This window comes from Sphingomonas sp. BGYR3 (genome assembly GCF_025153455.1).
Classification (GTDB): Bacteria; Pseudomonadota; Alphaproteobacteria; order Sphingomonadales; family Sphingomonadaceae; genus Sphingomonas.
This window is the reverse complement of record NZ_JANZNT010000001.1, coordinates 2,117,959-2,140,747: the sequence shown is the minus strand read 5'-3', so window position 1 is coordinate 2,140,747 and position 22,789 is coordinate 2,117,959. Positions and strand designations below refer to the sequence as shown.

Annotated in this window: 23 protein-coding genes; 4 read left to right on the top strand and 19 right to left on the bottom strand. The window is 66.0% G+C overall.

Annotation, left to right across the window (positions count from 1 at the left end; genetic code table 11):
- Positions 1 to 12: 12 nt before the first annotated feature.
- The 6 genes from NYR55_RS10120 to NYR55_RS10095 form a co-directional block, all read right to left on the bottom strand.
- On the bottom strand, positions 13 to 2,808 hold the full coding sequence (locus NYR55_RS10120; RefSeq protein ID WP_260021153.1) for a TonB-dependent receptor: 2,796 nt from the start codon (positions 2,806 to 2,808) through the stop codon (positions 13 to 15).
- A 159-nt stretch (positions 2,809 to 2,967) separates the two neighbouring features.
- Positions 2,968 to 3,267, bottom strand: a complete 300-nt coding sequence (locus tag NYR55_RS10115; RefSeq protein ID WP_260021152.1) for a hypothetical protein — start codon at positions 3,265 to 3,267, stop codon at positions 2,968 to 2,970.
- A gap of 25 nt (positions 3,268 to 3,292) precedes the next feature.
- A complete protein-coding gene (locus tag NYR55_RS10110) occupies positions 3,293 to 6,163 on the bottom strand; it encodes a pitrilysin family protein (RefSeq protein WP_260021151.1) in 2,871 nt (956 codons plus the stop codon).
- A gap of 28 nt (positions 6,164 to 6,191) precedes the next feature.
- The gene (locus NYR55_RS10105; RefSeq protein WP_260021150.1) at positions 6,192 to 7,172 is read right to left on the bottom strand and encodes a hypothetical protein; all 981 of its coding nucleotides are present in this window, start codon (positions 7,170 to 7,172) and stop codon (positions 6,192 to 6,194) included.
- Positions 7,169 to 7,951: a glycosyltransferase family A protein gene (locus NYR55_RS10100; RefSeq protein ID WP_260021149.1), complete on the bottom strand. Its 783-nt coding sequence runs from the start codon at positions 7,949 to 7,951 to the stop codon at positions 7,169 to 7,171. Before NYR55_RS10100 ends, NYR55_RS10105 begins: the two co-directional genes overlap by 4 nt.
- 73 nt (positions 7,952 to 8,024) lie before the next feature.
- On the bottom strand, positions 8,025 to 9,242 hold the full coding sequence (locus NYR55_RS10095; protein ID WP_260021147.1) for an argininosuccinate synthase: 1,218 nt from the start codon (positions 9,240 to 9,242) through the stop codon (positions 8,025 to 8,027).
- A gap of 129 nt (positions 9,243 to 9,371) precedes the next feature.
- On the opposite strand from NYR55_RS10095, the gene NYR55_RS10090 reads away from it, so the two are divergent.
- Positions 9,372 to 9,794 (top strand): DUF1801 domain-containing protein, encoded by a 423-nt coding sequence (locus NYR55_RS10090; RefSeq protein WP_260021145.1) that lies wholly within the window; start codon positions 9,372 to 9,374, stop codon positions 9,792 to 9,794.
- Here NYR55_RS10090 and NYR55_RS10085 read toward each other — a convergent pair.
- Genes NYR55_RS10085 through NYR55_RS10070 form a run of 4 tightly spaced genes read right to left on the bottom strand, consistent with a single transcriptional unit; the run spans position 9,791 to position 12,900 of the window.
- Entirely contained in the window at positions 9,791 to 11,017 is a 1,227-nt protein-coding gene (locus NYR55_RS10085) for a cyclopropane-fatty-acyl-phospholipid synthase family protein (protein WP_260021143.1), read from the bottom strand. The two genes, NYR55_RS10090 and NYR55_RS10085, sit on opposite strands and share 4 nt — an antisense overlap.
- Before the next feature lie 37 nt (positions 11,018 to 11,054).
- Positions 11,055 to 11,825 carry a molybdopterin-dependent oxidoreductase gene (locus tag NYR55_RS10080; protein ID WP_260021142.1) on the bottom strand — a complete coding sequence of 257 codons (771 nt, stop codon included), beginning with the start codon at positions 11,823 to 11,825 and terminating at the stop codon, positions 11,055 to 11,057.
- Entirely contained in the window at positions 11,825 to 12,553 is a 729-nt protein-coding gene (locus NYR55_RS10075; RefSeq protein WP_260021629.1) for a cytochrome b/b6 domain-containing protein, read from the bottom strand. Before NYR55_RS10075 ends, NYR55_RS10080 begins: the two co-directional genes overlap by 1 nt.
- A 56-nt stretch (positions 12,554 to 12,609) precedes the next feature.
- Complete coding sequence (locus tag NYR55_RS10070; protein ID WP_260021141.1) at positions 12,610 to 12,900, bottom strand: 4a-hydroxytetrahydrobiopterin dehydratase; 291 nt, start codon at positions 12,898 to 12,900, stop codon at positions 12,610 to 12,612.
- Between the two features lie 53 nt (positions 12,901 to 12,953).
- Here NYR55_RS10070 and NYR55_RS10065 point away from each other — a divergent pair, with 53 nt between their 5' ends.
- Genes NYR55_RS10065 through NYR55_RS10055 form a run of 3 tightly spaced genes read left to right on the top strand, consistent with a single transcriptional unit; the run spans position 12,954 to position 14,595 of the window.
- Positions 12,954 to 13,367 (top strand): metallopeptidase family protein, encoded by a 414-nt coding sequence (locus NYR55_RS10065; RefSeq protein ID WP_260021140.1) that lies wholly within the window; start codon positions 12,954 to 12,956, stop codon positions 13,365 to 13,367.
- Positions 13,364 to 13,960 carry a heme ABC exporter ATP-binding protein CcmA gene (ccmA, locus tag NYR55_RS10060; RefSeq protein WP_260021139.1) on the top strand — a complete coding sequence of 199 codons (597 nt, stop codon included), beginning with the start codon at positions 13,364 to 13,366 and terminating at the stop codon, positions 13,958 to 13,960. The genes NYR55_RS10065 and ccmA overlap by 4 nt, the downstream gene beginning before the upstream one ends.
- A complete protein-coding gene (locus tag NYR55_RS10055) occupies positions 13,957 to 14,595 on the top strand; it encodes a heme exporter protein CcmB (RefSeq protein WP_260021138.1) in 639 nt (212 codons plus the stop codon). The genes ccmA and NYR55_RS10055 overlap by 4 nt, the downstream gene beginning before the upstream one ends.
- On the opposite strand, the gene NYR55_RS10050 is transcribed toward NYR55_RS10055, so the two are convergent.
- From NYR55_RS10050 to ctaD, 9 genes are all read right to left on the bottom strand, one after another.
- On the bottom strand, positions 14,592 to 15,464 hold the full coding sequence (locus NYR55_RS10050; RefSeq protein WP_260021137.1) for a class I SAM-dependent methyltransferase: 873 nt from the start codon (positions 15,462 to 15,464) through the stop codon (positions 14,592 to 14,594). The genes NYR55_RS10055 and NYR55_RS10050 overlap by 4 nt on opposite strands.
- Before the next feature lie 49 nt (positions 15,465 to 15,513).
- Complete coding sequence (gene thrC, locus NYR55_RS10045; RefSeq protein WP_260021136.1) at positions 15,514 to 16,911, bottom strand: threonine synthase; 1,398 nt, start codon at positions 16,909 to 16,911, stop codon at positions 15,514 to 15,516.
- A 13-nt stretch (positions 16,912 to 16,924) separates the two neighbouring features.
- Positions 16,925 to 17,557: an SURF1 family protein gene (locus tag NYR55_RS10040; protein ID WP_260021135.1), complete on the bottom strand. Its 633-nt coding sequence runs from the start codon at positions 17,555 to 17,557 to the stop codon at positions 16,925 to 16,927.
- Positions 17,558 to 17,727: 170 nt separating this feature from the next.
- Positions 17,728 to 18,642, bottom strand: coding sequence for a cytochrome c oxidase subunit 3 (locus tag NYR55_RS10035; RefSeq protein WP_260021134.1), 915 nt, complete (start codon positions 18,640 to 18,642; stop codon positions 17,728 to 17,730).
- Between the two features lie 112 nt (positions 18,643 to 18,754).
- Positions 18,755 to 19,279: a cytochrome c oxidase assembly protein gene (locus NYR55_RS10030; protein WP_260021133.1), complete on the bottom strand. Its 525-nt coding sequence runs from the start codon at positions 19,277 to 19,279 to the stop codon at positions 18,755 to 18,757.
- Positions 19,276 to 19,410: a hypothetical protein gene (locus NYR55_RS10025; protein WP_260021131.1), complete on the bottom strand. Its 135-nt coding sequence runs from the start codon at positions 19,408 to 19,410 to the stop codon at positions 19,276 to 19,278. Before NYR55_RS10025 ends, NYR55_RS10030 begins: the two co-directional genes overlap by 4 nt.
- A complete protein-coding gene (locus NYR55_RS10020; RefSeq protein WP_260021130.1) occupies positions 19,407 to 20,327 on the bottom strand; it encodes a heme o synthase in 921 nt (306 codons plus the stop codon). The genes NYR55_RS10025 and NYR55_RS10020 overlap by 4 nt, the downstream gene beginning before the upstream one ends.
- 55 nt (positions 20,328 to 20,382) lie before the next feature.
- Positions 20,383 to 21,024, bottom strand: a complete 642-nt coding sequence (locus NYR55_RS10015; protein WP_260021129.1) for a YoaK family protein — start codon at positions 21,022 to 21,024, stop codon at positions 20,383 to 20,385.
- A gap of 82 nt (positions 21,025 to 21,106) precedes the next feature.
- Positions 21,107 to 22,789: a cytochrome c oxidase subunit I gene (ctaD, locus tag NYR55_RS10010; protein WP_260021128.1), complete on the bottom strand. Its 1,683-nt coding sequence runs from the start codon at positions 22,787 to 22,789 to the stop codon at positions 21,107 to 21,109.

Below are 22,789 nucleotides of genomic sequence, written 5' to 3'. Positions count from 1 at the left end.
TCGTTTGTCCGGTCAGCTGAACAGCTTGCGCAGCGTGATCGACACCGTCCGGCCCAGCGGATCGACGAACCCCGGCTGATAGGTCAGCGGCACCTCGCCATTGGCATCGGTCACCCGCTGGCGCGTGTTGAACAGGTTGGTGACGTTCAGCGAAACCCGGGCATTGCGCGCCCATCGCTCGCCACGCGCGATGAAGGATTGCCCCAGATCGACCTGAGCCTGGGCATTGAAGCGCGTCAGGCTTGAAAAATCGAGCCGGCCATCGGCGGCGACACCCCCGTTGACGAAAGTCGGGCCGGCATAATTGCCCTCCAGCCGGAAATTAAAGCCGTTATAGCGACCTCGCGCCTGCACCCTCACCTCGTGGCGGGGCGATCCGCCCCGCGAATTCTGGGCATCGCCGTTGAGCAGATCGAGTTCGGGCAGTCCCTCGCGGATCAGCAATGTCTGCGCCAGCCGATAGGTGTGGGTCAGGTCAATGCCGATGGAATTGCCGCCGCCGCGACCGCCGAACCGGCCACCGCCACCGCCGCCAAAGCCGCCACCCGGGCCACGCTGGCCGCCCTCGCCGCGGGGACCCGCCTGGCCCTGCTGTCCGCCGTCACCGCGCGGGGGGCCTTCCCCGCCCGGTTGCCCCTGGCCGACCATCTGGCGCCAGCGTTCGTCATCACCCCGACCTCGCGGCGCAGGGAAGCTCTTGTTAAAGCTGATCCTTGTGCGCAGCTCCTGGCGCTCGCTCCGGTCGAAATTGACGGCGCGGGTATCGATGGCCAGCAACCGGCCGGTTGCATCGCGCGTGAACCGTTCGGGAAAGGCCTGCGCAATCGCGGCGGTGATCGCCGGAAAACCCTGGGTCGGATCGTCGATCCGGTCGCGGGTATAATCCATGTTGACGTCGATCCGCGTGTTGTTGGCATCCAGCAGCCTCAGGTTGCCGCCCAGGCTGAAGGACCGCCGGTTGTCCGCCCGCAGATCGGGGTTGCCGCCGGTAGTCGCCGTCACCGCAACGCTTTCGCCGCGCACGAAATCGAACACCACCACGTTGGGTGTGACGATCACCGGAGCGGCCAGCTGATTCTGGGAAGGCGCGTTCTGGTCTCCGGCAAAGGATGCCCGGATGCTCAGGATCGGCACCGGATCCCAGTTCAGGCCATAGCTGTATTCAACCAGCCGGCTGAAATCCGACAGCTCGGTCACGCCGCCAGCGGCATTGAACGACAGGCGGCCAAGGAACGGCAGCACATTTTCCCGGTCGCTGGCGATCGGCACATTGATCCCGATTCGTCCCGTTACCTCGTCCCGTCCGCGGCTTGCCACCTGTTCGATCCCGCTTCGAACCGATCGGCTGTCGATGCTGCTGCTATTGGCGCGCAGCCGGATATTGGTCCGCACATCACCCGCGGGCAGGCGGAATGCGGCACCCGAAACGACCGCATCGCCGGACAACGCGTTGCGCACCTCCCGGTTGGTGTCGATGATTGGTGCCAGCGGGAGCAGCGGCCCAAACGGGTTCACGCCCGGATCACCCGCCGTCAGCGCCGCCTGAACCGGCGCAATGGCAAAGCCGCGATCCGTGGTGCCGCTCCGCTCGGTGCGCTCGACATTGCCGTTGAACGACCAGCGCCAGTTGCCGGGGATAGTGCCGTTCATCGACACCGCGCCATTCACTTCCCAGGTGCGGCTCTTCGCCAGCAACGCCTCCTCGCCCAGCGTGCGCAGCAACCGGACGTCGCTGTCGAACGGCGAAAACGGATTGCTGCGAGGGACGGTCAGCGTCGCTTGCGCCAGCCCCTGTTGAGCGGTCGTGTCGGTCAACTGGGAACCAACGGTAAAGGTCGTGTCGATATCGCCGAACAGCGTCCGGGCAATGACCGCATTGCCCTCAATCGAATCGCTGGCAGAGCGCAGCGTACGGAACGGCGTGATGTCCGTGGTGTTCGGATCGTTCGCCCCGGCGACGAAATCGTTCAGCGTCGGCGCGGCGGTCGCGGCGGTGACGGGCACGCCCGCGATCGTCACCGGTTCACCGACCAGCGCGCTCAACGCCGGGTCGATCTGTGCGCCGCCAATGCCGGTCACATTGCCCAGCCGGTCGAACTGGCCACCGCGGGTCGATATCAGGCCGCGTTCGCTTTCCAGCAACGGCGTCTGCCGATTATATTCGACCTCGATATTGTTGCGCCCGCTCGGCCGGATCTGGGTCAGCGTCGCTTCGGCCCGGATCGCGTTCGTCCCCCCTTCGGTCGGCACCGTGTCGGCCAGTTCGACCGACAGCGACCGGAACCGCTGACGCACCACGAAATTGACCACGCGCTGATCCGCACCATAGCCATAGGCAAGCGCGGCTTCGGGCGGCAGGATATCGACCCTGACCAGCGCCTCGCTGGGAATGCTCGAAATCTCGCGCGGGCTGCCGATGCGGCGACCGTTCAGCAGGAAGACTGGCCCGCCGCCCCGCCCGCGCCCGCTGTCGGTCAGCGGCGATAGCGCGGCGATCAGCTCGGCGATGTTGCTGGCGCCATAGGCCCGGATTTCGGAGGGCGACAGCTGAACCTCCGGCTTCACGTCCCCCTCGACCGCGCCGGGCAGGCGCTGGCCGACAACGACGATTTCCTCGGCCTCGGCTGCCGGTTCGGCCGGGGCACCGCCTGCCGAACCGTCGCCCGGCAATTGCTGCGTGGCGGGCGTGTTCTGACCATTGCCAGCCTCCTGCCCGGGCGGCGTGGTCTGGGCCCCGGCCAGCGTCGGGCACGCCAGGGTGGACAGGGCCGTTGCGGTCAGCAGAACGAATCGGGCGAAGGGACGCATGGCGATCCTGACACAGGAGGAGGGTGAAGCCTCCTACGTCCCAAATGTCGCAAAACTATACCGTATTATGGCACCTGCAAAAAATCGTTGCGGCCACCAAACGGAAACGGCCCGCCACCCCGGTGGGATGGCGGGCCGATCCTGTCGTCCCGGGTCGGATCAGGCGCGCTTGCCGCTCATCGGAAAGCTGCCGAACACGCCGGCGCCGACAGTGCCGGTGATGGTGTCGCCATCAACGGTCGCCTCGCAATCCAGCGTCATCGGCATGGGGACGACGATATCGACCTTCCAGGTCAGCGTATCGCCGGCCACCTTGCCGTCCTTGACCTCGGTCGTGCCCATGGCGCCCGAATAGGTGCCGGTAAAGGTATCGCCATTGCTGGTGACGGACAGCGTCGCCTGCTGATCGCCCATCGGCGATTTGGTGACGGTGTCCCAGCTTCCATCGACATTCGCCATGGCATCCACTCCTATCTCGTTTCGATCACTTGGTGGCCGCGGCCTTGCCCTGCGGCAGGGCGGTCAGCTCGGCCATCGGCTTGACCTCAACCGGCAGGCCAAGCGAGTCAAGCTGGGGCTTTACCACCTTGGCATCGCCAACGACGACCCAGACGAACTTGGCCGGGTCGAAAGTCGAGCGTGCCGCAGCGTCAAGCTGCTGCGCGGTCAGCGCACGATATTTTTGCGCGATCGTGGTGTAATAATTGTCCGGACGGCCCAGCTCGTCATTCTGGATCATCGCGGACAGGACCGAGCTGGCGCGCTCGAAATTGCCTGCCAGTTCGCGCGTCTGACCGTTGATCGTCCGCTCGAACTCGTCCTTCTGCACACCGTTGGTGGTGAGGAACTCGGTGACTTCGCGCTTCAGCGATTCGATCGCCGGACCGGTCTTGTCCGCCTGTACAGGCGCACTGACGACATAGGTCACGGCATTGTCCAGCTGATTGAACCGGCCGCCTGCGCCATAGGACCAGCTCTTTTCCTCACGCAGGTCCATGTTGATTCGCGACAGGAACGATCCGCCCAGAACCTCGTTCGCGGTCTGATAGGGCAGCAGGTCCGACTTGGGGTCCAGCTTGGTCAGCTGCGCGCCCAGGATCAGCGACTGCGGCGATTGCGGCCGGTCGATCAGCAGGATGCGCGGGCTGGCCTGCTCGTTGGTGCCGGCTACCTTGGTGCCCGCCGTGCCCGCCGCCTTCCAGTCGGCAAAGGCGCGGTCCATCTCTGCCTTCACCTCGGCCAGCGGACGATCGCTGACGACGAAGATCTTGGCCTTTTCCGGGCGCAGCCATGCCTGATGGAATGCGGCCAGATCGGCCGATTGCAGGCTGGCGATCACCGCCGGATCGCCCGTTGCCGCCGCCAGCTTGGCATAGGCCGACTTGTCGCCGTACAGCAGCTTCGGCATCGCGCGCTGGCCCAGGCCCTGCGGGCTGGACAGTTCCTGCTTGATGCGGGCCAGCTGCTGCGCGCGCACGCGGTCGACCTCTGCCGGGGCAAAAGCCGGGTTGCGCACCACATCGGCGAACAGCGCCACTGATCCGGCCATGTTGGCGCTCGGCGTATATAGCGTCACCGCCGTCCGGTCGGACGAGCCATTGGTGCTGATCCGCGCGCCCAGCCGCTCCTGCGCCTCGGCCAGCTGGACGGAATTGAGCGACTTGGTGCCCTCGTCCATCACCGCCAGCATCATCGCCTGCGTGCCCAGCTTGTCGTCGGGGTCGGCCACGGCCCCCGCATCGAACTGCATCACCACCTGCGTGATGGGCAGCGCAGTGCGCTGGGCATAGACCAGCTCGATCCCGTTGTTCAGCTTCGCGCGCTCAACCTTGGGGAACTCAAGCGCGCTGACGTCGCCCACCTGGGGCAGCGGTCCGCGCGTGCCCTTCACCGCTTCGTCCTTGGCGGGCGCGGCGGCCGGCTTGGCGGCCGGGGCCTGCGCCTCGGCATAGGCGGGGCGCTCGCCCGGCGTGGTGACGATGGTCAGCGCCGGCTTGCCGATCCACTTGTTCATCGCCGCCTTGACCGTGGCGGGCGTCGCCGCCGCCATCCGCTCCAGCTGCACCTTGTAATAGCCCGGATTGTCGGAATAGAGCGCGCCCTCGGCCAGGGCGACCGCCTTGCCGCCGAACCCGCCAACCGCCTCCAGTCCCGACAGGCGACCGGACACGGTGCTGGTCGTCACGCGCGCCACCTCGTCCGCCGTCGGCCCTTCGGCCAGCAGCTTGGCGACCACTTCGTCCATCCGCTTTTCGACCAGCGCCGGATCGACGCCTGGGCGCACGTCGGCGCTTACCGAGAAAAAGCCGACCTGCGCAAAGGGCGATTCGCCCGCGCTGACGCTGACCGCCAGCTTGTCTTCGCGGACCAGCGCATTGTCGAGCCGCGACGACGCCAGCCCGCCCAGCGCACTGCCGCCGATCTGCAGCAGAGTAGCCTCCGGATCGTTCAGGCCCGGCGTCGGCCAGTAGCGGCTGATGCGGGTCGTTGCCACGCGGTCCTTCATCTCGACCCGCTTCGGCGCGCTCAGCGGCACGACGGGCGCGTCGGGGGTGCGCGTTTCCGGGCCGCGCTTGATCGCGCCGAAATATTTCTCGACCAGCGGCCGCGCCTCAGCGGCGTTGATGTCGCCCGCCAGCACCAGCACGGCGTTGTTCGGGCCGTAATGGTCGGTGAACCACTGCTTCACATCGGCCAGGCTGGCCGCGTCCAGATCGGCCATCGAACCGATGGTCGAATGGGAATAGGGGTGACCTTCGGGGAACAGGCCCTTCAGCACCTCGTAAAACGTCAGGCCATAGGGGTTGTTGTCGCCCTGGCGCTTTTCGTTCTGCACGACGCCGCGCTGCTCATCCAGCTTGCCCTGCGTCACCGCGCCGAGCAGATAGCCCATGCGGTCGCTTTCCAGGAACAGCGCCATGTCCAGCGCGGGGAGGGGCACGGTCTGGAAATAATTGGTGCGGTCGAAAAAGGTGGTGCCGTTGAGGTCGGTGGCGCCGATCTGCTGCAGCGGCTCGAAATATTCGCCGGGCGAATTTTCCGTGCCGTTGAACATCAGATGCTCGAACAGATGGGCAAAGCCGGTCTTGCCCTTGGGCTCGTGCTTAGACCCGATATCGTACCATACGCTGACCGCAACCACGGGCGCCTTGCGATCCTCGTGCACGATCACGCGCAGGCCGTTGGCCAGGGTGAATTCCTGATACGGAATGTCGATCGACTTGACGAGCTGGCTGAGCGGCGCGGGCGCAGGCTTTGTGGCCTGGGCGACCGGCTCGGCCGATGCGGGGGCAACAAGGAACGGAACGGAAATCGCAACCGCGATCGCCGTCATGCTGGTGCTGATTCTACGCATGGATAGTTCCCGTGAATGGGGTGTCGGTTCAGGTCGGCCGGTCGGCCTCTTGCCCGGTGTGTTCCCGGACCATGACACCATCATTGCCACCGAATCCGGTGATGGCAAGAGTGAACAGATTGGCCAGCTGCTTGACCAGCGCCGTCGCCACCATCAGCGCGGACAGCGTCGCCGCATCGACCCCCGACCCGCCGACCAGTTCCAGGCTGACGGCCAGGTACAGGATCTCGCGATTGGGAACGAAGGGCAGCTGATTGATCACCGCCTGCGCCGTCACGAACAATAGCCATGTTTCCATCGGCACCATCGGCAGCACCACCCACCACTGCACCACCTGCAGCGCCAGCACCGCCCATGCGCGGGCAAGGTGGATGGCAAAGATGCGGATCGCGCGCGCGCCGTCGATCCAGAACACGGCCCGCCGGAACAGCACGGCCAGCACCGCCACCGCCAGCGCCGCAAGGGCCAGCCCCACGAACAGCGCGGTCTGGCCGCCGATGATCCGGTCGACCAGCCCCTGCTGGCCCAGCCCGATCAGCGCCGCGACCAGCAGCAACGTCGTCAGCGTCGCGCCCATCCCCGACAGGATCGAGCTGTCCTTCAGCCCCGCTATCGCCCGACGTGTCGGGATGCCCAGCGTGGCGCTGGCCCAGACAAAGAACCAGGCATCGCCGGAATATCCGATGACGACGGCGTTCAGCGCGCGCTTGCGCAGTACCGGCCCCAGCGGCACCGGCTTGCCCCAGATCATCCGGAAAATGCGCTGTTCGGTCAGCGGCAACAGCATGAAACTGACCGCATAGACGATGTAGAACCACGGGCTGACCGGCAGCCGGGTCAGCACGTCACGCCAGCCAAGGTCGGTCAGTTTCCAGCCGACATAGCCAAGGATCAGGGCCATCCAGATCCAGTGGAGCGGCCGGGCATAGGGCCGCCCCCATGCGATCAGCCGGTCGAACCAGCCGCGCGCCGCCTCCGGCTCCTCCGTCAGCGGGGCAGCGTCGGTCATCCCTGCTTGTCCCAGCTGCGCTGGCGCAGCACCGTGTCGCGCTGTCCGCGCGCGGCGAACCGCCCCGCCAGAAAGCGGTAGAAGAACCAGTCCTTCGCCGCGTTTGGCGTGAAATGGTACATCAGCCGCTCGAACAGCGTCCACCGCACCCCGCGCCGGTCGTCGCGCCGGGACGAGCTGACGCACCACAGGTCGGGATCATAGGCCTGCTGGCCCAGCTTGAGCACCCGGTGCGCCAGCTCGTGATCCTTCAGGACATAGGGCCAACGCGCCGGATCATATCCGCCCGCCCGGCGCAGCGCCTCGGTCCGGAACAGCTGTGCCGCGCCGCTGGTATGGTTCTGCCGCGGCCAGACGGCGGCGGCGGTCAGCCTGTGGCGGCGCGCGCGCATCGCATGATCAGGATCGCCGTCATCCGGCTTCAACCACGCGCCCAGCATCACCCGCCCCGGCCCGCCCGCATCGAACAGTTCGCCGGCCCGCTTCAGGTAATGCGGCGGATAGACGGTATCGGCATCGCAAACCGCGACGAACTCGGTTTCCACCGCGTCGATCCCGCGACGCAGGGCATGGACCTGCCCCGGCGTCGGTTCATCGAGGAACAGGATATCGGCCCCCGCTGCCTGTGCCTGCTGGCGCGCTGCATCGATGCAGCCATCGGTCGATCCGTTGTCGACCACGATGATCCGCACAGGCTCGTCCTGCGCGATCAGCGAGGCGAGTGTCGCGGGCAGATAATCCGCTTCGTTAAAGACGGGGATGACGGCAGACCAGCGCATCCCCCGGCCCTTGCCGAGCGGCGCTGGCACGTCAAGGGGAGGCCGCGGCTTCCGCTGCGCCGCGCCTGCGGGATCAGCGGTCGCGCCGACCCAGCAGGCGCAGGCGAAGCGCGTTCAGCTTGATGAATCCCGCCGCATCGCGCTGGTCATACGCGCCCTGATCGTCCTCGAACGTCACCATCCGCTCGCTGTACAGCGAATGGGGCGACTTGCGACCGACGACCGACGCATTGCCCTTGTACAGCTTCAGGCGGACGGTCCCGGCCACCTTTTCCTGGCTGTAATCGATCGCGGCCTGCAGCATCTCGCGCTCCGGCGCGTACCAGAACCCGTTATAGATCAGCTCGGCATAGCGCGGCGCCAGTTCGTCCTTCAGATGCGCGGCACCGCGATCCAGCGTGATCTGCTCGATGCCCCGATGGGCCAGGTGATAGATGGTGCCGCCCGGCGTTTCGTACATGCCGCGCGACTTCATGCCGACGAAGCGGTTCTCGACCAGATCCAGCCGGCCGATGCCATGCTTGCGGCCCAGTTCGTTCAGTTCGGTCAGCAGCGTCGCCGGCGACATCGCCTGTCCGTTCAGGGCAACGCCGTCGCCCTTCTCGAAATCAATGGTGATATATTCCGGCTGGTCCGGCGCATCTTCCGGATTGACGGTGCGCGAATAGACATAATCCGGCACTTCATCCCACGGATCCTCCAGCACCTTGCCCTCGGACGAGGTGTGCAGAAGGTTCGCGTCGGTCGAAAACGGGCTTTCGCCGCGCTTGTCCTTGGGCACCGGGATCTGGTGCGCCTCGGCAAATGCGATCAACGCGGTGCGGCTGGTCAGGTCCCATTCGCGCCACGGCGCGATCACCTTGATATCGGGGTTCAGCGCATAGGCGGACAGCTCGAACCGCACCTGGTCGTTGCCCTTGCCCGTTGCGCCATGGCTGACCGCATCGGCGCCCACTTCCGCAGCAATCTCGATCAATCGCTTGGAAATCAGCGGCCGCGCGATCGACGTGCCCAGCAGATACTGCCCCTCGTACAGCGCGTTGGCGCGCATCATCGGGAACACGAAATCGCGGACGAACTCCTCGCGCAGATCGTCGATATAGATATGCTCCGGCTTCACCCCCATCAGCTCGGCCTTGGCGCGCGCCGGGCCAAGCTCCTCCCCCTGCCCCAGATCGGCGGTAAAGGTGACGACTTCGCAGTTATAGGTCTGCTGCAGCCATTTCAGGATCACGCTGGTGTCCAGCCCACCGGAAAAGGCAAGGACGATGCGGTTGATCTTGTCGGACATGGGCACGGCTCCGCAGGTTCGGTGCATGAGGAATCGCCGCGCGCCTTATGACCCATTGCCCGCCCGCGCAAGCTAAGCGCTTGCAGCGACTCGACGAGCGGGCGCAGCATCACTGCAAGGGGGACAGCCATGACCGAAAACAAGACCCTGCCGACGGACGCAGCCGTCGCCGCCTTTCTGGACGCCGTGCCGGATGCCGCGCGCCGCGCCGATGCCGTCGCCGTCACCGAATTGATGGCACAGGCGACGGGCCAGCCGGCCGTCCTGTGGGGACCGTCGATCATCGGCTTCGGGCGATACCGATATCGCTATGCCAGCGGGCGAGAGGGAGAGATGTGCCGGGTGGGCTTTTCCCCGCGCAAGGCGGAGCTGGTCTTCTATGTCGGTGCCGGGCGGCCCGAACAGGCCGGCGCGCTGACCCGGCTGGGCAAGCACAAGACCGGAAAGGGGTGCCTCTATATCAAGAAGCTCGCCGATGTGGACACCGGCGCGCTGGGGGAAATCGTCCGCACCGCCTATGCCGCGCCGGGCGAGGGCGAGGTGGCGGATTAATCCTGTAGCCGCGCCTCTGCCTCGGCGATGTAATCGCGGGTGATCGGCAATGCCTCGCGCGATCGGGCGAACTGCACCTGATAATTGACCAGCCCGCCATGGCGAAAACTGACGCAGCTGCCCGCCAGATAATATAGCCACATCCGATAGAAGCGTTCGTCGTACAGCGCGACGATCTGCTGCTTCGCCGCGACCGCGCGGTCGTACCAGTGCTGCAGCGTATGGGCATAATGCAGCCGCAGCACCTCGACATCCGTCACGAACATCTTGTTGCCCTCGTTCGCGCGCAGGATTTCGGACAGGGCGGGGATATAGCCGCCGGGAAAGATGTATTTCGCCGTGAAATGGTCGGTCACGCCCGGCCCGCCCGCGCGCCCGATCGTGTGCAGCAGCATCACGCCATGCTCCGGCATCAACGCGCGGCATTTGGCCATGAAGGTGCGATATTGCGGCGTGCCGACATGTTCGAACATGCCGACCGATACGATCCGGTCGAACGTGCCCGTCACCGCGCGATAATCGATCAGGTCGAACGTCACCTTGTCCGCAACGCCGGCCGCCGCCGCCCGCTCGCGCGCGATCTTCAGCTGTTCCTCGCTCAGCGTGATGCCGTGGACCGCAGCGCCCGTCTTTGCATGGATGTACAGCGCCATGCCGCCCCAGCCGCAGCCGATATCCAGCACGCGCATCCCCGGCTCGATCGCCAGCTTGGCGACGATATGCGCCTTCTTGTCCGCCTGCGCCTGTTCCAGGCTGCGGCCCGGATCGGTGAAATACGCCATCGAATATTGGCGGTCGGCATCGAGGAACAGGTCATAAAGCCGCGCCGACAGGTCGTAATGATGCGCGACGTTCCGCTTCGACACCTGCGCCGCATTATGGCGCTTGATGCTCTGGATCAGCCGGTCCCGCGCCCGCGCCAGCGGCCCGGCGAGCAGCGTCGTCTTGCTCTCCTCCCACCGGTTGTTCGCGGAAATCAGGTCGAGCAGACCCATCAGGTCATCGTCCGCGATGGTCAGGCGGCCGTCCATCCAGGCCTCTGCCGCGCCCAGGCCGGGATCGGCGGCGATCTGGCGAGCCACGCGATCATCGGCAAACCGCATGGTGACGGGGCGAATGGCGGGATCGGCGGTGCCGAAAACGGCGGTGGTGCCGTCCGGCTTGATCAGGGTCAGCACGCCCCGCCTGACCGCGCGCGACAGGAACAGATCGATCAGGGCCATGCCCGACTAGATCGCGTCCCAGTGCGGCATTTTCATGTCACAGCGCGGCATACCATTCATATCCGGCCGCATCCTCCCAGAAACCGCCCTTGCCGCGATACACCTGATCCAGGCTGGCAACCGCCTCCACCCGCATGACGAACTTGGCCTGCTTGTACCCCAGGTGCCGCTCCGCGCGCAGCCGCACCGGCGCGCCATGCCCGACAGACAGGGCATTGCCGTTCAGCGCCAGCGCCAGGATCGTCTGCGGATGGAATGCGTCGATCAGGTCGACCGATTCATAATATCGCCACGCCCCGCCGCGATAATTGTCGGCACAGTGAAACACGATGAACCGGGCCGACGGCGCCAGTTTCGCGGCATTCAGGATCAGGCCCAGCTGCGGTCCCGTCCAGGTGCCGATCGCGCTCCAGCCCTCGACACAGTTATGCAGCGTCGTCTGCGTCTTCAGCGGCATCTGGCGAAGCTGCGCCAACGACAGGCGCAGGGGATTGGCAACCAGCCCGTCGACCACCAGCCGCCAGTCAGCAAATTGGTTCGCCACCATCGCGTTATAGTCGGCCGTGTTCGGCTTGGCCGTGCCGTTGACCCGGAACACGGGCGAGCGTTCGTCCAGCCGAAAGGTCGGGGCCAGGCTGTCCTTCGCCGCCAGCGACCGCTGCAGCGCGCGGTGCCAGTCGTCGCCGCGGAACAGGAACTTGCGGAACGCCTCATTCTCGCCCAGCGCATCGCATCCGGTCAGCAGGCCGCCCGCCCCCAGCGTCAGCCCGGTCAGCGCGCGGCGGCGGGACAGCAGCAACCGGCTCATCAATGGCCTCCCTTCGGTGCGTGCCACCATCCGGTGATCATCGACCGCACCTCGCGGATCGGCCCGGCCAGGATGACCAGCGTCAGATGGACGATGATGAACAGCGCGATTCCCATCGCCGCAATGAAATGGATGGACCGCGCCGACTGCCGCCCCCCGAATATCTCGTTCAGGAACGGCCAGGCGCTGACCATCCCCGGCGACATCGCAAGGCCGGTAAAGATGATCAGTGGCAAGGCGCCGAACAGGATGCTGGCATAGGCGATCTTCTGAAGCACGTTGAACGCGCCCGGATTGGCCGGATCGTGAAAGCGCAGCGCTAGATGTTCCTTCACGTCATGCCACAGATGCGATGGCGCCACCTCTGCCGCACGGATGCGCAGGTCGCGGGCGAAATGCCGGTTGATCAGGCTGAACAGCATGAAACCCAGCAGCGCAAAACCCAGGATCAGCGCAAAGGTGAAATGCCACCGCCGAGCCAGCGCCAGATTATAGGTGGACGGAATGGTCAGCCATCCCGGCACGCGCCCGCCCTCGAACACCCAGGAGACGCGGAACCAGGGCTGATCGAAATTGGCGCCATAATCGCCCCAGTACAGCATGGGGTGCGCATTCAGGATCATCAGGCCGGACCCGAGCATCACGAAGATCGCGACGGCATTGATCCAGTGCCAGACCCGCGTGGGCAGGCGGTGCTTGTACAGGCGGGTCGGGCGCGCGTCGCTCATGCCGCCGGGTTCGCTGCCATCGGCCGGATGGTTACGCGCCGCGCCCGCCATGGCGATTATTCCACCAGCCGGTCGATCGCCTGCGCCATGTCGATGTCGCGGGCGGACAGGCCGCCGGCATCGTGCGTGGTCAGCAGGATTTCGACGCGGTTATAGACGTTCGACCATTCTGGGTGATGATCCGCCTTTTCGGCGAGCAGCGCGACCTGCGTCATGAACCCGAATGCCTGGCTGAAATCGTCAAAGGTGAACTCGCGGACGATGGCGTCGCGGGCCTCGTCGAAATCCCAGTCGGGAAGGCCCTCCAGCGCATCCGTCCGTTCCGCCTCGTTCAACGCGTCGATCATCCATCCATCCCGCTGCTTGCCGCGATCCTGTGGTCCGGCCTATGGCGAATTGTATGGACGAGCAAGCCGCCCGCAACTGGATCGCGCCCACCCCGGCGCAAATGGCGGCCATGGCGCGGCGAGTGCTGGCGACGATTCCCGAACCCTTTGCCGCGCATCTGGCCGACGTCGTGCTGATCGTCGACGAATTTGCCGATGACGAAACGCTGGCCAGCTTTGGCATGACCGATCCGTTCGAGCTGACCGGCCTCTATCACGGCCGACCGCTGGGCGACAAATCGGTGTGGGAAAGCGGCGCGATGCCCGACCGCATCCACCTGTATCGCCAGCCGCTGCTGGCCGAATGGTGCGAAACCGGCGTCACGCTGGGCGACCTGATCCGCCATGTCGTGATTCACGAGGTGGGGCATCATTTCGGCCTGTCCGACGACGATATGCACGCGCTGGAGGATGCGGCGGGCGAATGACCGCCCCCGCCCGCCTTGCCGCCACGGGTCTTGCCTGCCGGCGCGGCGGGCGGTTGCTGTTCGCCGACATCGCCTTCGACCTGTCGCCGGGTCAGGCGCTGCGCGTCACCGGGCCGAATGGTGCTGGCAAATCCAGCCTGATCCGCGTGCTGGCCGGGCTGTTGTCGCCCTATGCCGGATCGGTCGAGATCGCGGGAACGCGCGCGCTGATGAACGAATCGCTGGCGATGGACGAGGATCGGTCGCTGGCCGATGCGCTTGGCTTCTGGGCCGCGATGGACGGGACGGGCGACAGTGATGCCCGTGTCGGCGCCGCGCTTGCCGATGTCGGGCTTGCCGACCTGGCCGAGGTGCCGGTGCGCCTGCTGTCCACCGGCCAGCGTCGCCGCGCCGCGCTGGCCCGCGTGGTGGCCAGCCGGGCGGCGGTCTGGCTGCTCGACGAACCCGCCAACGGCCTCGATCTGAAGTCAGTGGACCGGCTGGCTGCCCTGATCGCCCGTCACCGGGCGGGCGGCGGCATTGCCGTTATCGCCACGCATCAGCCCATCGACCTGACCGATGCCGCCGAACTGACCATCGAGGCTGCGGCATGATTCCCGCGCTGATCCTGCGAGAGGTGCGGCGCGGCTATGCGGGCGGCGGTGCGGGCCTTGTCGTCGCCTTTTTCCTGCTGGCAGTGATCCTGTTCCCGCTCGCCATCGGGCCGGACCGCGAATTGCTCGCCCGGATCGGCGGCGGGGTGATCTGGGCCGCCGCGCTGCTCGCCGCCCTTCTGCCGGTCGAGCGGCTGGTCGCGCCCGACATGGACAGCGGCGTCACCGATCAGCTGGCGCTGCGCGGTACGTCGTTAAGCCTGGTTGCCGCGTGCAAGATCGTCGGCCACTGGCTGGCCTTTGCCCCGCCGATTGCACTGGGCGCGGTGATCGGCGCGGGGCTGCTCAACCTGTCCGGCGAAACGCTGGCGCTCGTTCTGACCGGCCTTGCCATCGGCACGCCGGGGCTGGCGGCGCTGGCCGTCGCAACCGGCGCGCTGGTCGCTGGCCTGCGCGGGGCAGGCGCAGTCGCCGGGCTGATGATGCTGCCGCTGGCCATCCCCATCCTGATCTTCGGCGCGGGGATGCTCTCCGGCGGTGCGGGCGCGATCCAGCTGCTTGCCGCGACCAGCCTTGCCATCACCGCCGCCGCACCCTTTGTCGCCGGGGCAGCCATGCGGTTCGGCAGGGGCTAGTCCCGGCTCCACCGCGCAAAGATCGCCGTCGGCAGGGTCAGCCCGCGCGCTTCCTCGCGCACGCCCAGCTCGCCCGCCTCCACGCGCCCGCCCTTGCCCGCAAACGCCTGAGCCATCAGTTCGCCGATCGCCAATGCCGACATCCGCACCGCATAGACGGTCAGGAACACCGCGCGCGATTCGCCGTCGATCAGCGCCGCGACATCGCGGATCAGGCCGGGCAGCCCTTCCTCCAGCTTCCACAGCTCGTTGTTCGGCCCGCGTCCCCATTTCGGCGGATCCAGCAGGATCGCGTCATATCGCCGTCCGCGTCGCACCTCGCGCGCGGCAAATTTGGTCGCATCCTCGACCAGCCACCGGACGGGCTTGTCCGTCATGCCCGACAGGGCGGCATTGGCCCGCGCGGCCTCCACCGATTTCTTGGACGCATCGACATGGACGCAGTGCGCGCCCGCCGCCGCCAGTGCCAGCGTGCCGACCCCGGTATAGCCGAACAGGTTCAGAAACTGCGGATCGCGCGTCCCCGCCAACTGATCGCGCAGCCAGGTCCAGACCGGCGCCATGTCGGGAAAGAACCCAAGATGCCGGAACGGCGTCGGCGATGCGGTATAGCGCACCTCCTGCCATGCCAGCGGCCATCCGCGTTCCGGCACCGGCCGGTCGAACCGCCAGCGCCCGCCGCCATCCTCGTCCGCGCCGGGCACGAATTCGCCATGCGCGGTCCACTCGCCGCTCGCCGGTGCCCATAGCGCCTGCGGCTCCGGCCGGACGAAGCGATAGTCGCCATATCGTTCCAGCTTGCGGCCATGGCCGCTGTCGATCAGGCCATAGTCGCGCCACGGCTCGCCGGTCAGGGTGATCAGATTCATGGCCTGCGTCTTAGGCGCTGGCGCTGCCTTGCGAAAGCGGGGGAAGCGATCAGGATCGCGCCACCGCCCGCTCGGCGATATATTCCGTCACCGCCTCGAACGTCGCGGGCAACTGGTCATATCGCTCGGTCCGGTCGAACAGGTCGCCGACGCGCGGCGGCAGGGTCGGCCGGATGCCGGTCGACCGTTCCACCGCGTCCCGGAACTTGGCCGGATGCGCCGTGGCCAGCGTGACCATCGGCGCGGCGTCGTCGGCACTTTCCTGCGCCGCGGCCAGGCCGATGGCGGTATGGGGATCGATGATCTGCCCCGCCGCCTCATGCGCCCAGCGCAGCGCCTTGGCCATGCCGTTTTCGTCCACCCGCACGCTGGCGAACAATGCGCCCGCGCCCTCGCGCTGCGCATTGGTCAGCCGCATCGCCCGGCTCGCCTCGAACCCCTTCATCTGCGCCGCCATCGCGCCGCCATCGCGCCCGCCCAGGTCGAACAGCAGCCGTTCGAAATTGCTGCTCACCTGAATGTCCATCGACGGGGTCGCCGTCGCCGTCACGCTGCCGGTCGAATAATCGCCGCTCGACAGCGCGCGATGCAGGATGTCGTTGACGTTGGTCGCCACGACCAGCTTCGCCACCGGCAGGCCCATGCGCGCGGCGACATAGCCTGCGAACACATCGCCGAAATTGCCCGTCGGCACGGAAAAGGCGACGGCCCGGTCCGGCGCGCCCAGCCGGACAGCGGCATAGAAATAATACACCACCTGCGCCATCAACCGCGCCCAGTTGATCGAATTGACCGCCGACAGCTGGAACCGCCCGGAAAAGCCGGGATCGTTGAACATCGCCTTCACCATCGCCTGGGCATCGTCGAAACTGCCGTCGATGGCGATGTTGTGGACATTGGGGGCCAGCACCGTCGTCATCTGGCGGCGCTGTACGTCGCTCACCCGGCCGCGGGGATGCAGCATGAAGATGTCGATGCCCTCACGCCCGGCCACCGCATCGATCGCGGCCGATCCGGTATCCCCGCTGGTCGCGCCGACGATGGTCAGGTGCTGGTCCGTGCCCTTCAGGAACTTTTCGAACAACAGGCCCAGCAATTGCAGCGCCACGTCCTTGAACGCCAGCGTCGGGCCGTGGAACAGCTCAAGCAACCAGTGGCGGTGATCCAGCTGGACCAGCGGCGTCACGCCCCGATGCGAAAACCGGCCATACGCCTGGGTGCACAGGGCGCGCAGCTCATCCTCGGACAGGGCGTCGGCAACGAAGGGCGCCATCACCCGCACCGCCGTTTCGACATAGTCCAGCCCGGCCAGCGCCGCGATCGCATCCCGGCTCATCACCGGCCATGTTTCGGGCACGTACAGCCCGCCATCGGCCGCCAGACCCGCCAGCGTCACGTCCCGGAACCCCAGAACGGGCGCATTTCCCCTGCTGCTCACATACTGCATAATGGCCGGGCGATTAGCCGCCGGGGCGCGGCGCGGCAAGCTTTGTTGCGCGCGCCCGCAGCGCCAGGAAATAAATGATCGCAGCGACCAGCGCGAAAAAGAACCACTGCCCGGCATAGGCCAGGTGATTGTTCGGCACATTGGCCGGGTCGGGCCGCGGGCTGGCGGCAAGGCCGGGGGCCGGCGTTTCGGATACCAGCATCAGCGGCCGGTCCGTTTCCCGGGATCCGGCCAGCCAGTCGCCCAGCACCGATCGCGTGCTCGGCGCTTCGGTGATCGTGCCGGTCACGTCCCCGCCGCGCCATTGCGGCCTGAAACCGGGATCACGGATCGACCCCATGTCGACGGGGATCAACGCGCCCTCCGCGCCGGTGCGGCATTGCGCGATGTGGCGATATCCGCCCTTGCCCGCGCCGCCCACGTCCCAGCGGACGACCTCCAGACAGAACAGGCTGGACCGGCGGAACATCGCGGCCGGATCGGCGGCGCGGGGAAAGCTCATCACCGGCAGGTCGCGATTCGCGGCATATTGCGCCAGCAACGCTTCCTTTTCAGACCGCCGCTGCAACTGCCACACGCCAAGGCCGATCATCACCGCAATGGCGGCGGCAACGATCAGGGTGGGGATCAGGGGCAGTCGCTTCACCTGGGTCAACTTTCGTGGGTTCATCCGGTCCGGCACGGACGACGAACCGGATAGGGCAATTTCCGGGGCGGCGCAAAGCGGCCTGTACACGCGGCGGTGCCCCGAATGGCAAACGGGCCGGCACCCCGATGGATGCCGGCCCGCTTGGCCTTTGTCTGTCGCGCTTGGGTTCAGCCGTGAACCGGCGCGCCCCAGCCACCCCAGACATAGACGACGACGAACAGGAACAGCCACACCACGTCGACGAAATGCCAGTACCAGGCAGCGGCTTCGAAACCGAAATGCTGGCGGGGCGTGAAATCGCCGCGATACAGGCGGGCCAGACAGACGATCAGAAAGATCGTGCCGACCAGCACGTGAAAGCCGTGGAACCCGGTCGCCATGTAAAAGGCGGAGCTGAAGTTCGATCCGCCGAAGCCGAACGGCGCATGGGCATATTCATATGCCTGCACCGCGGAAAAGATCGCGCCCAGGATGATGGTCAGCCACAGGCCCTTCTTGGCCGAATCCTTGTCGCCAACACCGATCAGGCCCCACAGGCCGCGCAGCTCGCCGCCGCGCTGGTTGTGGATGATGCCGTGATGGGCCCAGGTCACCGTGGTGCCCGACAACAGCAGGATCATGGTGTTCAGCAGCGGAAAGCCGAACGCATCGACCACTTCCAGCCCTTTGGGCGGCCATTGCAGCAGGGCAGCGGCGCCTTCCTGACCCAGCAGGTTGGTGACAGTCCCTTCAGCGTCGATTTCCAGCGGCACGGGGAACAGCGAAAAATCGAACCATGCCCAGAACCATCCGACGAAGAACATGACTTCGGATGCGATGAACAGGATCATGCCATAGCGCAGGTGAAGCTGAACGACGGGGGTGTGATCGCCCGCATTGGCCTCGCGGACCACATCGGCCCACCAGAAATACATGGTGGCCAGCACGCCGGCCAGGCCCATCAGGAACACCCAGCCGCCGCCGACCGCTTCGTGCATCCACATGATGCCGCCCGACGCCATCGCCAGCGCCGAGAAGGAACCCATCAGCGGCCAAAGGCTGGGGGGCAGAATATGGTAATCGTGGTTCTTGGCTCCGGCCATGATCCGTCCCTAGTCGAAAGTCTTTCCCTGCCGCCTTAAGCGGCGCGGCGGGGAGCGTCAACGGCTCGCACGGCGGATCGTGGCGGGCGTACCCAATGGGTTAACCGGCGGGCTACTCGGCCTTGCTGGGATAAAAGGTGTAGCTGAGCGTGATCGCCTGCACATCCTTGGTATCGGGATCGCTGTGCAGCTTGGGATCGACATAATAGATCACCGGCATCCGCACTTCCTGACCCGGCTGCAACGTCTGCTGGGTAAAGCAGAAACACTGGATCTTGGTGAAATACTGGCCCGCCGCGGCCGGGGTGACGTTAAACGTCGCGGTGCCGGTGATCGGTACCGAACTGGTGTTGCGGGCGGTAAAGAACGCCATGTTGCGGCCGCCGATATCGACCGACACCGAACGCTGTTCCGGCTGGAACTGCCATGGCAGCGACGGGCTGACATTGCTGTCGAATTTGACGACCACCTTTTCGCCGGTCGAACCGGGGGCCGCATCGCCGCGATTGGTGGTGCCGTTCAGGCCGGTGACCTGACAGAACATCTGGTACAGCGGCACGCTGGCAAAGCCCAGGCCAGTCATCCCGGCCACACCCAGCACCGCCAGCATGGCCGTCCGGATCTTGCGGTCGATCATTGGAACCCTGCCTTGATCTTGGCGATGGTGATGGCGAACATCAGCACGCAGAACGCGACCAGCAACAGCGCGGTGACGCGCGACCGGCTTTTCTGTCGCTCGCGGACCAGCTTTTCCTGTTCAGGGGTCATGCCACGAACCTGTCGACAACCAGCGCGCCGAACAGCGCGAACAGGTAAAGGATGGAATATTTGAACAACCGCTTTTCGGGCAGCATCCGGTCGTCCGGTCCCGTCGTCGTGCGCAGCGCGACCGGCACGGTCAGCGCGGCGAACAGGGCGGACAGCAGCACCGCCGACCAGCCATAAATGGCACCGGCCAGGCCCAGCGGCCACGGCACCACGGCACAGGCGGCCATGGGCAGCGTGTACAAGCCGATCTGATGCCGGGTCGTCCGCTCGCCCGCCACGACGGGCAGCATCGGCACGCCGGCATTGGCGTAATCCAGCCGTACGAACAGCGCCAGCGCCCAGAAATGCGGCGGCGTCCACAGGAAGATCAGCAGGAACAACAGGAACGGCAACAGCGTGACGTCCCCCGTCGCCGCCGCCCATCCGATCAGCGGCGGAAACGCACCCGCCGCTCCGCCGATCACGATGTTCTGCGGCGTGCGCGGCTTCAGCCAGATGGTGTAGATGACGACATAGAACAGGATCGATGCGAGCAGGATCGCAGCGGCCAGGTAATTCAGCGCCAGGCCCATCAGGATCACCGATCCGGCGCCAACGCCCACCCCGAAATGCAGCGCGGACTGTTTGTCCATCCGGCCCGCAGGCAGCGGCCGCTTGGCCGTGCGCTTCATCTTGCCGTCCAGCTCGGCCTCGTACCACTGGTTCAGCGCGCCTGCGGCACCGGCGGCCAGCGCGATGCACAGGATCGCAGTGAACGCCAGCACGGGCGGCAACTGAACCGGCGCGGCCAGCATCCCGGCCAGGCCGGTATAGACGACAAGCGTCATCACCCGGGGCTTGGTCAGCGCCAGGAAATCGCGCCAGTCGGCGGGAATCGCCACGGTCGCGGCGGGGGTGGCTGTGTTGGGTGTCATCATCGAACTCGCCCGCCCTATATAGGGCGGATTGGGGCGAAGGAAGGGCAGCAATCCATTACCCTGTCCGCGCCGGGACACGTTCGCGCAGGAACAGGGCTGCGGCGATCAGCAGCGCGGCCAATGCAGCGGGCCACAGCGCCTGAATGCCCAGCCAATGATGGGCCATGCCGCCCGCAACCGCGCCCAGGATCAGGCCGGCCCACAGGATGGCAAACGGGACCCATCCCCATCGGTCGCCGCCGGCCAGAGCATAGCCGATTCGTTGCCCGACCTTGACCAGTGTGCCGGTCATGTAGGTCAGGCTTACCGCCTCGCCCGCCACGACCAGCACGGCGTTCTCGGCACCCATGGCAAAGGCAAGGATGGCCAGCGTCGCGGACACCGGCAAGTAACCGGCCGTCGCCGCTGCGATTGCCACGCACAGGGCAACCAGCGCGACCAGCATCGACCGCCGGGTGATCCAGCGGCGGACCAGCGTGCCGGCCGCGACCCCGGCGACGAACGCGGCGATCAGCATGGCGGCGATGGCCGCATCGCCCATCCGCCCGGCAATGCCCACGCCGGTCCGCGTCGAATTGCCCGTCATGAACGACACGAAAAAGCCGCCGGACGCTACAAAACCGACCGCGTCGACATATCCCGCCAATGCTGCCAGCAGGATGGCGATCCGCCGCTCGGCCGGGTCCAGCCGGATCACCGGATGCCGCGCCCCGCCAATGACGAAACGCCCCGGAGTTTCCCCCGGGGCGCTCGTTCATTTCTGTCCGTCGGGACGGGGATCAATGACCCTTGCCGCCCTCGATCACCGGCAGCGTCTCGAACTGGTGGAACGGCGGCGGGCTGGACAGCGTCCATTCCAGCGTCGTTGCACCTTCGCCCCACGGATTGCCCTCGGCCTTCCGACCGGCGGCGAGCGAGTAGAAAATGTTGATGAAGAAGATCACCATGCCGGCGGCCATGATGAAATAGCCATAGCTGGCGATTTCATTCCAGTACGCCATCGCGTCCGGATAATCCGGGTAACGGCGCGGCATCGACTGGGCACCCAGGAAGTGCATCGGGAAGAACAGCACGTTCACGCCGATGAAGAACACCCAGAAGTGCAGCTGGCCGAGCAATTCGGAATACATCTTACCGAACATCTTCGGGAACCAGTAATAGAACCCGGCGAACAGGGCGAACACCGCACCCAGCGAGAGGACGTAGTGGAAGTGCGCGACCACGTAATAGGTGTCGTGCAGGATGTCGTCCACGCCGCCATTGGCCAGCACGACGCCGGTCACGCCGCCGACGGTGAACATGAAGATGAAACCGATCGCCCAGACCATCGGGGTCTTGAAGCTGATCGATCCGCCCCACATGGTCGCGATCCAGCTGAAGATCTTGATGCCGGTCGGCACCGCGATGATCATGGTGGCAGCGGTGAAGTACATCTTGGTGTTCACGCTCAGGCCGGTGGTGAACATGTGGTGAGCCCACACGACGAACCCGACAACGCCGATGGCGACCATGGCATAGGCCATGCCGAGATAGCCAAAGACGGGCTTGCGGCTGAACGTCGACACGATCTGGCTGACGATGCCAAAGCCCGGCAGGATCATGATGTACACTTCGGGGTGGCCAAAGAACCAGAACAGATGCTGGTACAGCACCGGATCGCCGCCGCCGGCGGGATCAAAGAAGGTGGTGCCGAAATTGCGGTCGGTCAGCAGCATGGTGATTGCCGCAGCCAGCACCGGCAGCGCCAGCAGCAGCAGGAACGCGGTGACCAGCACCGACCACACGAACAGCGGCATCCGGTGCAGCGTCATGCCCGGCGCGCGCATGTTGAAGATGGTCGTGATGAAATTGATCGCACCCAGGATCGAACTTGCACCCGACAGGTGGAGCGACAGGATCGCCATGTCCACTGCCGGACCCTGATGACCGATGGTCGACAGCGTCGGATAGACGGTCCAGCCGGTACCCGCCCCCGCGCCGAAGAAGGGCGAGGCGAGCAGCAGGATGAACGACGGCGGCAGCAGCCAGAACGAGACGTTGTTCATGCGCGGGAACGCCATGTCCGGCGCACCGATCATGATCGGCACGAACCAGTTACCGAACCCGCCGATGATCGCCGGCATGACCATGAAGAACACCATGATCAGGCCGTGCGCCGTGATCAGCACGTTCCACAGGTTCAGGCCCTGATCGAAACTGACCTGCGATCCGGCCAGATAGCTGGCCCAGGTGGGCAGATACTGGATGCCGGGCTGAGCCAGCTCGACGCGCATCAAGCCGGAAATCCCGCCCCCGATGATCCCCGCAAAGATCGCGAAGATCAGATAGAGGGTGCCGATGTCCTTGTGATTGGTCGACATGAACCAGCGGGCGAAAAAGCCCGGCTTGTGATCCGCGTCATGATGGTCATGCGCGTGGCCGTGCGCGTCGAACGCGCTGGGGTTGAGTGCAGAATCGGTCAT